This window comes from Bifidobacterium sp. ESL1133, from assembly GCF_058107325.1.
Window position 1 is genome coordinate 16,148 of record NZ_JBYLUI010000005.1, and the last position, 13,270, is coordinate 29,417.

The 13,270-nt window shown below is 59.8% G+C and carries 3 protein-coding genes and 2 tRNA genes; 1 reads left to right on the forward strand and 4 read right to left on the reverse strand.

From position 1 onward, the window contains the following. Positions 1–123: 123 nt before the first annotated feature. The 3 genes from AC3B5A_RS05950 to AC3B5A_RS05960 all read right to left on the reverse strand — a co-directional run bounded on the left by AC3B5A_RS05950 (position 124) and on the right by AC3B5A_RS05960 (position 2,463). The gene (locus AC3B5A_RS05950) at positions 124–1,572 is read right to left on the reverse strand and encodes an ATP-binding protein (protein WP_489799626.1); all 1,449 of its coding nucleotides are present in this window, start codon (positions 1,570–1,572) and stop codon (positions 124–126) included. Positions 1,573–2,258: 686 nt separating this feature from the next. Further along, positions 2,259–2,331, reverse strand: a tRNA-Ala gene (locus tag AC3B5A_RS05955). 58 nt (positions 2,332–2,389) lie between these two features. Next, a tRNA-Ile gene (locus AC3B5A_RS05960) sits at positions 2,390–2,463 on the reverse strand. 397 nt (positions 2,464–2,860) lie between these two features. Here AC3B5A_RS05960 and AC3B5A_RS05965 point away from each other — a divergent pair. Further along, positions 2,861–3,592, forward strand: coding sequence for a M48 family metallopeptidase (locus AC3B5A_RS05965; protein ID WP_489799628.1), 732 nt, complete (start codon positions 2,861–2,863; stop codon positions 3,590–3,592). 18 nt (positions 3,593–3,610) lie between these two features. Here AC3B5A_RS05965 and AC3B5A_RS05970 read toward each other — a convergent pair whose 3' ends face one another. After that, positions 3,611–12,640 (reverse strand): hypothetical protein, encoded by a 9,030-nt coding sequence (locus AC3B5A_RS05970; RefSeq protein WP_489799630.1) that lies wholly within the window; start codon positions 12,638–12,640, stop codon positions 3,611–3,613. Positions 12,641–13,270 lie beyond the last annotated feature (630 nt).

Below are 13,270 nucleotides of genomic sequence, written 5' to 3' on the forward strand. Positions count from 1 at the left end.
AAAGAGATTTCGTTGCAATTCCAACGATTCCCCACATAGCGAGACCCGAAATCACACTACCAAGCAAATGGCGTACAAAAGAACGTCGAAAGGAATCACAAACTCCTCAAACACGAACTTGCCTCACGCCCATATCGGCACATAACGCGCGTAACGACGCCCGGCATCAGGGTCAGCAAGCTTGATAACATTACGTTCCAAACACTCCTTAATAACACGCGAAACCTGAGATGACGCGCTTGCCGGCAACCCAAAACGTTTACGCAACGAACCATTAGTCATAGGCTGTCGCTGGACATACTGCACACACGCATGCCAATACGCCGCGTCCACTCTCTGCTGCGGCGTAAGATTTTTGAACTCGGTTTTCTGCAATAAAATAACACGCACATTGTCGCCCGGTTCTTCAACTTCGGGCGCTGGCATAAGCGCCTGTTCACAAGAAAGTACCACCTTGTCCCAGCCAGAACCAGCTTCCTCACACAGCCCTAAACGGCGAGCCAGCGCCGCCAACCGTTCATTACGCGAGTGTGGCGGATCATTAATCAGGCGCGAAAGATCCACAAGAGAACGCCCCGGGTTAGTAAATTCGATACGCCCTTCGAAAATATTGATGATGGGCCCAGTACCCGTGATGGAAAAATCCTGGTGAATGAGCATGTTGGCACATAGCTCACGGACAGCGAGCGGCGGAAAAGTGCATACCGTCCGGCGAACAGCACCTTCGATACGCTCCTCTTGCGGTAGCAGCGCCTCGATATAGCCCAGCATCTCATCCAACTGAGCATAGCCTCCAGTGAATGTCTTGCTGCGTGAGAGCGAGATTGGAGATGCACCCTCGTATTTGATGACACGTAGCGCCTTACGAGAAACCGTAGGAAAATCATCCAAGTCATTGGCAAACATAAGCGCACCCAGATTGGTGATAGCGTAGGTGCCGTCGTCGTTGGACACCACGATTTGCTCACGTTCGAAGTTATGTAACATCTGCGCGGTTGAAGCGTCGTCAGGAAGCCCAAAACCTCGCTTGTAACTCGTTACGTTCAGCCGCCGCATCACCGTCTCAGCACTCAACCCCACAGCCGCATATTGCAACTCAAAGACTTCTGCGCGCGTGCGGCGCCAGAGTTCTTCCTCACGTTTGGAGCCATGTTTGAGTTCCTGCGTGGATGTGCCAGTGCGGACATACGCCAGACCACGCCACAGCACAGGACGGTACTGCGCAGGCCAAATGCGCAGCACAACCACAGCAGCCCCGTCAATTTCGGTACGGTCGAAGGTGAAATTGGCGTTGTCAGAAAGATGCTGTCGCAGCCATAGTTCCAACTCCTGATTGCCGTAGAACGTGGCTTTCGGATCAAAGTTCGTACCAACGATGGCGTGTGAAGCATCGTCAATTCCCCAGATTTTGTAAGCATGCGCATGGGCCAGAAGCGCAGCAGAGTTGGCAAGGGCAGAGATGTCTCTGCCGATGCGATCGGGGTCGGTATTGCTGCGTTTGAACTCTAGGCATTCACTTTCAGTGCTGTTCGCAGCAAGGGCGCGCACTAAATTTTCGAGATTGTCCTGCATGAGTTCACCCCGTTTCTGTTGGTGGACACGCTTGTCTTGCACCGCTTGGTTCCGCTAGTCGCAATACACAAGCTCCACCCATCATACCTTCTTTTGATTATAAAAGCAAAAGAGAAGCAAATGGCAGGCAAAAGAGATTTCCGTTGCAATTCCAACGATTCTGCACATCTAGAAGACCAAAATCACGCTACCAAGCAAATGGCGTGCAAAAGAAACAAAGTAGAGCGCATGCGCCACATTTAGTTCCTATAGCCCTTTAGCCCTATAGCCCCAATTCAGATTAAATATATGGTGTGTCGTTTGTTGACTCCTCATTACAGTTCCGCTAGACTCATTACTAAATGCACGAGGGTTGATCTGCTTAAGAAATTGAGCATGATCCCCACGAGAGGAGCGCTTGCAGATTCTGTAAGCGCTCTTTTCATACCGCCGCGAGATGAGAAGGTTCAATGCAAGTCAAGGATAAAACTTGGGTTATGTAGCAAAACGTGGGCTTTATGAGGTGTCTTTACCCTTGCGTGAGTGGGTGTGAGGGAGTGAACTTAAGGGTTAAGTAGCAAAACCATTAATCACACCAGGCGCTTTTACTCCCACAAGATCAAACACCTGACATAAAGCCCACGTCTGCTTCATAAGACAAAAATAAACCCAAGAACCGCTATTTTCCGCTGTTCTTGGGTAATCTGTGGAGCTAGCCGGGTTCGAACCGGCGACCCTCTGCTTGCAAAGCAGATGCGCTACCAGCTGCGCCATAGCCCCGTTGTGCACTGTTCCAAGGCGTACTCACCAATGTCATGAGCTGAACTTGGAACTTGCGTGGGCCCGGAAGGACTTGAACCTTCGACCTCATCCTTATCAGGGATGCGCTCTAACCAGCTGAGCTACGGGCCCAATCGCACGAAAACGTACAAGAGAACAGTGTAGCAGCCAGCAGCGAAGAGTCAACCAGTGCGTGTTGTCGCGTGTCGCGGCCATATGACGGGCAGTACCGCGCCGCAGCAATACCCACGCATTGGCCCGATCAGCCGATGCTATTCCCGCGCACCCATCTCGGCAGCATGAAGAAAGCACACCCCCAGTCCCACATCCTGCGTATATCTGCATAGCTGCGACAGAACCCGCGCATTGACTTAGCAACGCATGGCACGTCACCAGACAGGATTGCAGTTGCCACGCACCAGAACAGCAGTACCAGCGCACGTTAGCGCACCACGGCACCTTGACGGGCGTTCCACCAACGCAATCGCATTTCACCATCCAAGTCACCAACGCGCGAGACAATACCGTTATGCACCGGAACTCAGCCCATGTTCAGCAAGCCGCCCGCACCACACGCACAACGCATGCCGCACGCACCGCGCGCGTGATATCGCGCTCAACGCTCATTGTGGATGGACTGAACGTACAGGTGACCCGCAAGACCATGAAAAGTATGGTACTGCGCGTACGCCCGCTGCCCAACAGCACAGAGCAAGCACCCATACCAGCGCAGCACAGCAGCGCAGAGCACAGCATCAACAACGAGATGCACTTTCAAATCGAGGTGAGCGCCCCGGCTCGAGCAAGCGACGAAGCCATCATCTCGTTCGTTCGCTCCCGCAAGCCGTGGATCGAACGACAGCTGGAGCGTTTGCGCGAGACGAGCGAACAGCCATCATCCAACGCTGCCTCGCCGAATTTTGAGTGGACCGACGAACGTCTGACGCAAGCGCGAGCAAATCTCACGGCACAACTACCCGACCTGCTGCGACGATGGGAACCGGTGGTAGGCCGCGCGCCCTCGCATATAACCTTGCGACTGATGCGTTCGCGTTGGGGATCTTGCACCCCTGCCACGGGCCGTATTCGGCTCAGCCTGCAGCTGGGGCTGATGGATCCGAAATTCCTGGAATATGTGCTGGTGCACGAGCTGACGCACCTATGGGAGCGCGGCCACGGAGAGGCATTCCAGCACCGCATGGACTCCTATCTACCGAACTGGCGCAAGCTGCGCGCCGAACTCAACCGCGAGGGGCGATAGGGGCTAACCCAGCCGCCCCTACGCGCCCAGCCGGCGCTTGTACCAGTTCAGACCCAACGCCATGCCACCGAACGCCAGCGCAATCGCCAGGCCGATCAGCGCGCCCTTGCCGCCGGACATGGGCAGCGCAGCCACACCGAGAAGAGGGTCGGCGTCGTAGGTGTAGGTGAAGGCGTACGCGGGCTGTGGTCGTTGGGCGGAGGTGCCGCCCAACGAAATGGAGTCCACGCTCACTTGTACCGTACCGGTCTGCGTGCTGGCAGGCACGTCCACCGTCCACACCTGTTTGCTCATATCCCACTCGATTTCGGCGGCTTGCTGAGTGCCGTCCGCCGTGGTGAACGTCGTCTTGTCCGAAACGTTGTAGAACCTGGGCGCACTGGCGATTGGCGTGGCGCTTGTGGTGTCCGCAGCAGACCCGAGACTGTCGTTGCCCAAGGCACCGGAGTCTCTGCTGCCCCACACCCACAGGTTGTCCTGCACGTCGCGCGCATACGAGGAGCTGCCGCCTTCGTCGATGTCCGCGACGGTCAACGGGGTGCCGTCCTCGAACTTGATTTCGTTGGGCCAAGAGACCGAAGCCGCCGCGCTGCTGCCCAAACCAAGCTGGCCCTGGCTGTTGTCGCCCCAGGCCCACACGTGGCCGGCTGAGTCGAGCGCCAGGGTGGAGCCGTAGCGGGAGCTGACTTTGGTGAAGGTACCGGCCTGTACGAACTTGGGCGCGTATTGGTCGACGTCGGTGCCGTCGCCAAGCCCTCCGGCCATGTTCGCATCGTAGGCCGCTCGGGTCGGGCTGTTGACCGTACCGGAGTTGCGGCCCCACGCCCACACGTTGCCGGAGGAGTCGATGGCGAAGGCGGAGTGATGCCCGGCGCTCACCTGCGTGAACTTCACACCGGTGGGAAGCGTGGCGTTCACCATCACCGGCACGTTGCTGGAGGCGGCGGAGCCAGCCCCCGTGCCCAGCTGGCCGTGGCCGTTGCTGCCCCAGGTGTAGACGTTGCCATCGTCGCCGAGCGCCATGGCAAAGTTGGCTCCGGCACTGACCTGCGTGAACTTCACCCCGGCGGGGAGCGTCACTGCCACCGGCTGGTTGCTGGAGACGGTGGTGCCGTTGCCGAGCGTGCCCGAACCGCCTTCTGGCGAGCCTGCTTGGTTGCTGTTGTTGCCCCACGCGTAGGTCAGGCCGTCGTCGCCGATGGCTAGGACGAACGTGTTGTTGCTGTCCGCGTCGGTCGACATGCTCACCTGCGTGAAGTGGGCGCCGCTGGCTGGCGCGGGCACAACGGTGGGCGTTTGGAGGTGGGTGCCGGTCTGCCCGGTGCCGAGCCATGCATCCGTCCCCACGCGCGAGTTCTCGCCCCACGTGTAGGTGTTGCCGTCCGAGCCTATGGCCACGGCGCTGGATCGCCCGGCGCTGATCTGCGTGAACTTCACCCCGTCCGGGTTGATCTTGCCGCTTGGCGAACCGGCGCCGGCCACCTTGTCGGTGCCTAGCTGTTGGTCGTTGTTGTTGCCCCACGAGTAGGTGTCACCGTTGGTGGCTTGGGCGAACGCGAAGTGGTCGTTGCCGGCGTTCACGCTCAGCACCTTGGAGCTCAACGGCATGGTGATATCCATGGTTTTGCCGCCGGCGAGCGGCCCATGGGTCGCGTTCACCGAGTAAGCACCGTAGTGCGCCTCGAGAGCGATGTTCTTGGTCACCGCAGTGGTGAACGTGTACGGTGTGGAAGCTCCACTTTCGTACCACCCGGTAAACGCTTGCTGCCCGGTGGGCGGCGCGGGGTCGGCCGGCCAGGTGGCCTTGTCGCCCTTGCTCACCGATTGGTTCGGCGGAGCTGCGCTAGTGCTGTCCTTCACGTCGAAGCTCACGGTATACACGGGGTTTACCGGATCGTACGTGTATTGGAACCGGTAGTCAGGCTGCGCGTTGTTGCCGCCCAAGACGATATCGCCTATGTTCACGCTCACTGGCCCCGCTGCAGCACCGGCCGGTACAATCGCTCTCCAGACCTGTTTCTCGGTGTCCCATATCTCGCCCTCGGAAAGGTGCTGGGCATCGCCAAAGCTCATGCTTCCCTGAGGCAGGGTGTAGAACGACGGTGAGATTATCTTCGGCGTATCGTAGAGGGCCGGATCACCCACGGCAGTGGAGAATGCGCGTCCGTATTCCTCGTATCCCCAGCCCCAAGCCTTGCCCTTTCCATCCACGGCGTACGAAGCGAACCGGGCTGCGCTGACCGAGGTTGCGGTCAAAGCGGACCCGTCTGCAAGCTTGACCTGCGTGGGCGTGGTGACCGAAGTTCCCACACTGTGGCCCAAGCCGAGCTGATTCTTGCTGTTGTAGCCCCACGACCAGATATGACCGGCCGAGTCAAGCGCCAACGTGGAACCGAAGCTCGAACTCACTTGGGTGATGGGACCGTTAATGTTCACCTTGACCGGGCTGCGCTGATCGGTGGCGGTGCCGTCGCCGAGCATGCCCGTTGCGTCGATGTCATCTCTGTGAGACTCATTGCCGTCTACGTCGTACTTGATGGTGCCTGAGTTGCGGCCCCACGCCCATAGGTTACCAGCCGAGTCAATGGCGAAGGCAGACTGGTAGCCAGCACTGACCTGCTTGAACGTCGTAGCGCCGGTATCGACCATCACCGGCACATTGCTGTAAGCCACGGTGGTGCCGTAGCCGAGCTGTCCGTTGCCGTTGCTGCCCCAGGTGTAGATATGGCCATCATCACCCAACGCCATAGCGAAATTGCCACCAGCGCTCACCTGCGTGAACTTCACCCCTGCAGGAATACTCACCTTCACTGCAGTAGCGCTGTTGGCGATTGTGCCGTTGCCCAGCGTGCCAACGCCGCCGGCCTCGTCGGCAGCCGCGGCCTGATTGTTGTTGTTTCCCCAAGCATAGGTATTGCCGTCCGAACCGATAGCCAAGACGAACTCGTTCGCCAAGGCCCACGGCTTAGCCGCGCTTATCTGTGTGAAGGTAACTCCGGCGGGCTTCACAACCTTAGTGGCCGTTTTGACGTACGTTTCATTACTGCCGACGTTGAGCAATGGTAGCGACCCTTGCCAGCTGTTGATGCCCCAAGCATAGGCGTTGCCGTCCGAACCGATAGCCACCGCACCTCTGCCCAATGTCGAGATTTGCGTGAACTTCACCCCATCGGGGTTGATTTTGCCCTGAGGGTACTCTCCACCAGCTGTATTGCCCGTGCCAAGGTCATAGTGGCCATTCGCGCCCCAACCGTAAGTGTCGCCATTGGCGGCTTGTCCGAAGGCGAACGAGTCGCGTCCGCCTTCCACCTTCATCAGCTTGCTGCTCAACGGCATGGTGATGCTCACGGTGTTGCCGCCGGTCACCGGGCCGCGCTTCGGAGACACCTCGTAGGAGCCGTACTTGGCCTGGAGTTTGACGTTGCCGGTCACCGGCTTGTCGAACATGTAGGGCGTGGAGCTGCTGGCCTCGTACCAGCCGGTAAACGCCTGCTGACCGGAGGGCGGAGTGGGGTCGTCGGCCGGCCACTGCGCCAGTTTGCCCTTGGTCACCGATTGGCTAGGCGGGGCTGCGCTGGTGCTGCCGGCCACGTCGAAACTCACGGTGTACACCGGGTCAACCGGGTCATAGGTGTAGGTGAACGTGTAATTGGGCTGGTAATGAATGGTGGCTATCGCAATATATTGCATCTCCACAGTCACCGGGCCGGGCCCTGCGGAAGCGGCGCTCGGCACACGCAGCGTCCACAACTGAGCATCCGCGTCCCACGCACTGCTTGAGGCCGTCCGCTGCTTGGTGCCGAAGTATATGGTATTGGCATCAATACGATAGAAAGGCTGGGAGCAGAGCACCGGCGTGGGCTGTGTGGCACCGCCCTTGTCTTTGGTGGACGTTGTGCCGAGCTGCTGGAACTCCCGGTCGCCCCAACCCCACAAATTGTTCTGCGAATCCAGCGCGTAGGAGAAGAAACCGCTTGACTCGACCCGGGTGGCGGTCAGTTCCCTGCCGTCAAGGAACTTGACCTGCGTGGGCGTGCCCACGGCCTGAGGGGAACTATAGGTCAGGCCCAGCTGGTTGCGGCCGTTGGCACCCCAAGCCCACACGTGGCCAGACTTGTCGAGCGCGAAGGTGGAACCGTACTTGGAACTCACCTGGGCAATGGGCACGTTCAGCTTCACCTTGACCGGCTTGCTCTGGTCAACGGTGGTGCCGTCGCCCAGAGCACCGGTCATATTCGCGTCTCCCGAATGCAGATAATTGTAGGCCACTGTGCCGGAGTTGCGGCCCCAAGCCCACACGGCACCAGTCGAGTCGATGGCAAAAGCGGAATTGTGCCCCGCCTCGATGTCATTGAACGTGACGCCGGGAGCGTCCACCATCACCGGCACGTTGCTGTACGCCGCGGTGCTGCCGTTGCCCAGCTGCCCGTTGGTGTTGGTGCCCCACGTGTAGACATGGCCGTCGTTGCCGAGCGCCATGGCGAAGTTGGCTCCGGCGGAGAGCTTCGTGAACTTCACTCCCGCCGGCTGCTGCACCTTCACTGCGGTGGCGCTGTTGGCGATCGTGCCGTCACCCAGCGTGCCCACGCCACCTTCGTCGCTGCTGGCGGCAGTGCCACCCTGATTGTTGTTATTGCCCCAGGCGTATGTCTGCCCGTCGTCTCCCAACGCCAGCACGAACACGTTCTGCCCCCAGCGCGGGTTGGCCATGCTCACCTGCGTGAACTTCACCCCAGCGGGCGCGACCACCTTGGTGGGGCTGGCCACGTTGTTGGCGGTGCTGCCAACATTGAGAATGGGCACGGTATTGGCCGTGGTTGGCTGATTGAACCCCCACGCGTAGGCGTTGCCGTCCGAGCCCAAGGCGATGGCCGCATATGATTCGCTGCTGATCTGCGTGAACTTCACCCCGTCAGGGTTGATTTTTCCTTGCAGACCGTTCGAGCTGTTTTTCCCGTCACCGTACTGGTATCCGTCACCACTGCCCCACACATACGTGTCGCCGTTCGTGGCCTGGGCGTAGGTGACGTTGTGCGTATTCGCACTCACGCTCGTAATCTTGGAGCTCAGCGGCATGGTGATGCTCATGGTGTTGCCGCCGGTCACCGGGCCGTGGGTCGGGTCGACCGTGTAGGTGCCGTAGTGGGCTTTGAGCTGGATGTTGCCGGTGACGGGCTTGTCGAACGAATAGAGCGTGTTGGAACCGTCCAAGTACCAGCCGGTGAATATCTGCTTGCCGGCGGGCGGAGCCGGGTCGGCGGGCCACTGCGCCTTGTCGCCCTTGAGCACGGTCTGGTCGGCGGGCGCTGCGCTGGAACTGCCGGCCACGTCGAAGCTCACCGTGAAGGAGAGCGGCGCTGCGATATAGGTGTAGTCGAACGTCACCGGGGTTTGGGTGGCGCCGTTGGCGATCTTCCAGTCGATGGTGACGGTGGTCACGCCAACCGCACCTGCCGGCGTGGTGACGTTCCAGTTGCCGCTGCCCCGGTCCCAGTCGAGCTTCGTGCCTGGTTTGGCCGAAGATCCCGTACCGAAGGAGATACCGGTTACGTTGATCAGAGGCGGGTAGACTGCACTGGGCATCATGGTATCGCCCTTGCCGGCTCCCACACCGCGCTGACTGTGGCTGTCAGCCCCCCAGGAATAGAGGAATTTCCCAGACGAACCCAACGAACTTGCCAGCGCGAACGCAGTGCCGTTGCTGACGGTAACGCTCGAAGGAGAGAACGGCACCATTTGGTTCGCGTTCCCACCGCTGGGAACTTGAACCGGCGTGGGTGTAAGTGTCTGGGTCGTGTTGCTCAGACCGAGCTGACCGGAAGCGTTGGCACCCGTGGCATAGACGGAGGATGCATGGAAGAGGGTGGACCCTTGGCTGCTGCTGATGAACGTGATGCGCTTACCCGACTGAACCGAAACCGGAGTCGGCTGATCCACGGCCGTCCCTGTGCCCAACGTGCCGTCTTGGCTGAAGCTGATGCCAGCGGACGAGACCGTGCCGGAGTTTGCTCCCCAGACATAAGCACCACTGTTGGGAGAGGGAGTAAAACCACTGTTGTAGCCTGCGAAAACGCTCGTGAACTTCAGATTTGCGGGCGTGCTCACTTTCACGGGTACGCTGCTGGAGACGGTGGTGCCGTTGCCCAGCTGGCCGCGTGTGTTCGTACCCCAGGCGTAGACGTTGCTGTCGTTGCCCAAGGCGAGCGCAAAGTTGCCGCCGGCGCTAAGCTGGGTGAGCCGCACGCCTTGCGGCAGCTGCACTTGCACCGGGGTGGCGCTGGAGACGGTGGTGCCGTTGCCCAGCGTGCCCACCCCGCCTTCTTCGCCTGGGGCTGCGGCCTGGTTGTTGTTATTGCCCCACGCATAGGTGTTGCCGTCGTCGCCCAGCGCCAAGGTGAATGAGTTGGCAGGGTTGAGGCTTTGCGATTGGGACACTTGGGTGAACTTCACACCCGCAGGCATCTTTACCGCAGTAGGCACGGTGAGTACGGAATCGGTGGTGCCTGTGCCTAGCCAAGGGGTCTTGCCAGCCGCCGCGTTCGCGCCCCACGCATAGGCCTTGCCGTCCGTGCCGAGTGCGGTGACGCTGCTGGTGCCGGCGCTGAGCTGGGTGAACTTCACACCCGCAGGGGTGGCCACCTTCACCGGTTTGTCTTGGTCGGCGGCGCTCACTGACGAGCCCGCACCCAGCTGCCCGGAGTCGTTGCGCCCCCAAGCGTACGTGTCTCCGTTGGCGGCCCGTGCCACGGTGAACCCGTTGCCGGCGGAGACTTCGAAGAACTTTGAGTCCAAGGGGGTCTTCACGGTTACGGTGGTGCCGCCATGCTCCGAGCCGTATGTTGGGCTGATGGAGAACGGCGCATAGCGGGCCGTCAACGTGGTGGTGGCGTTGATGGGCTGGTCGAAATCATAGGGAACGAAGGAGTTTGGAGCACTCGACCATCCCAGGAACACCTGATCGGCGCTGGGCGGGACGGGGTCGATCCCCGGCCGTATGGCGTGCTCGCCCTGCGCCACAGTCTCGTCTGCAGGTGCGCCGCTGCCTTTGCCAGCATCGAAGTGCACCTGGTAGGTGGGCGAAAGCGTGTATTTGAAAGATTCCTTGTAGCCAAAACTGGGCTGGCTGCGGCCGTCAACCTTGTACGAGAACGAGATCGGCTGCGTGTCGTAACCCAGAGAGATGTTGGTGACCTTGTACGGAGTGGTGTAGCCCACCCAACTATCGGTTCCAGCGTCGTAGGTGAAGCTGTTCACCACGGCACCAGCACTGGTGAGCACGCGGTTGCCTTGTATGGTGATGGGGACGAGCCTGTATTTACCTGGGCGGGAAATACCGTCGTGGATATCCTGCGTGCTGTTGTATTGCTTACCGTAATACAAGTCGCCGGCCTTGCTGACAGCCAGATTGCGGCCAATCGAGGCGAATGTGGTGCCTCCGGGAATGCTCACTTTGCTGGCCGTCAGCTTGATCGCAGGCGCGGTTTGCCCTGCCGGCGGTGTGGGAGCCTCTTCCAAAGCCTCATCGTAAGCACCCCACGTGTAGATGCCGCCTTGGTCGTCGAGCGCCCACAGGGACGCACCAACATAATACCCGTCACTGATCGAGATGTCGGTGATCACGGTGCCGGCGGGGATTGAGGGCCGCACCGACGTGGTCTCGCTAGAAACGGTGCTGCCATCTCCAAGGAATCTGCCGGAATTTGGCCCCCAGTTATATACCTGTCCGTTTGTGGTGAGGACCATGAACATTCTCACTGCGCTACCGTAGGCGAAGTACCTCGTGATGGCTTTCGCGACGGGGCCGGCGCCCGCCGGCATGGCAACCTTGGTCATGTTGAAATCGGGCACGGTTGAGGCAGGAAGCGAAGCGTCGTATACCCACGTATATACATTACCGTTCACATCCACCGCGATGGCAGAACCATCGTGCGCATCAAAACTCTTGAGCTTGGGGTCGCCGGGAGCCACCGAAATCTTGGTGGGCACGTTGGCATACCCGCCCACGTTGCCGTAGCCCAAAGCATTTTTCTGTCCCCACCCCCACAAGTTGCCGTCGGTATCGATGGCGAAGCTGGCATTGGCGGCCACGTCGATGGAGGCGATGGTCACTCCTGCCGGGAACGTGGGATTGACGGGTTTGAGGATGTAGCTGCCGTAGACGGGAATGTCAGCGGACGGTTTATTGCTCATGTCGGTGCCGTTGCCGAGCTCGCCGTGACTGTAGTCCCCCCACATCAACACCTTGCCAGTGGCGTCAAGCACCATACGCGTCGTGTTTTCTCCCGCTATGTCTTTCACCTTGGCATGGTTGGGAAGGTCAACGCACGAGGGCATACTGTTGTTGCCATTCGTGTACACACCATCTCCAGGCAATTTACCCCATGTGTACAGCGTGCCGTCCTCACTGACGGCCATCCCATCTGTCTTGCCTTTCTGCATTGCCCGAACTTTGGTGAACTTCGTGGACTTGGGAATGTGGACGGAGACGCGGGTGCCGCCCAAGTCCGGGCCGGTGGTGGGGTCGACGGTGAGCGCGCAGTCAGCGTTCATCTCTTGGGGCTGCACCCCCCCCCGGCCTTTTTGAGCGGTGTCGGTTTGCGCCTGTGCTTGCGAGATGAGCGTCTGGCTGCCAGGAATGGTCTGGGTGCTGGTCGGTGCCGCTCCCAAGGCTGGGTCGAGCGCGTCGGCCACGCCTTGCGAGGGGTTGATGTTCAGCACTACGGTGCACGCGGCGAGAGCGACGGCCGCCAGCACGGTGCGCAGCTGCACGGATTGTGGAATCTGGCTCAGCGTCAGTTGCGCTGCGGCCATGTCAGTCTTGTGGCGGGCGCCGGTGCCTGTGGTTGAGATGTGCTCTGAGTTGTGCCGTTTGCCATATGGCTCCGTAGAGAAGTTGGTACCGGCGCCAGCCACGGATGCCGCACTGGGAGCAGTGTTGGACGATGCCGTAGCCGAGTCGCCTGCAGGCGTAGCGTCACGCCGCGCGGTAGTGTGACGACCCATCCCGCGTCCGGTTAACGCGTTCCAGAAGTTCCGTATACCCTGCATACCGTTGTGTGTAGCCCGCATTGTAGTACTGCTCCTCCGCCTCGGGTCGCCGCGCTCGGCACTGTCCAAAATATATTCAGGTTATCAACGGGTGTTAGAACGGGAATATCCACGATTTTAGGCAAAAATGCGCCATTTGCACAGCATCGGAATCAAATGTGCGGAAGGTACAAAAACATGCCGAAGCCCAGTCAGATTGTGACCACAGTCACTAGTTTTATTTATACAAGAGTCTCATACATGCTGAATAAAAATATCCCATATTGTGACGAGAGTCACACTACAAAATATGCATATACCCGCCCTCCGGTATAGCGCACACCGACATTGCCACCTCACCACATATGCTGCACACACCCCACCGTCGCTTCCGCACCACTCACCCCTCACCGCACCCCACGCTCACCGTCGCTTCCGCAACACCACCGCCACAGCACAACACACCCATCGCACCTACCCCTCACCGCTTGCACCACACACGCCCACCAGTGTTTCCGCAACACCATCCGCCCCTGCACTACCCTTGCCGTTCACAGCAGACGCCCATCGCAATCGCCCCGCTTTCATCGCACCACCACCCCTCACCACACCACCCTTCATCGCCCTCTTCCACGGTGACGCGAATACCGG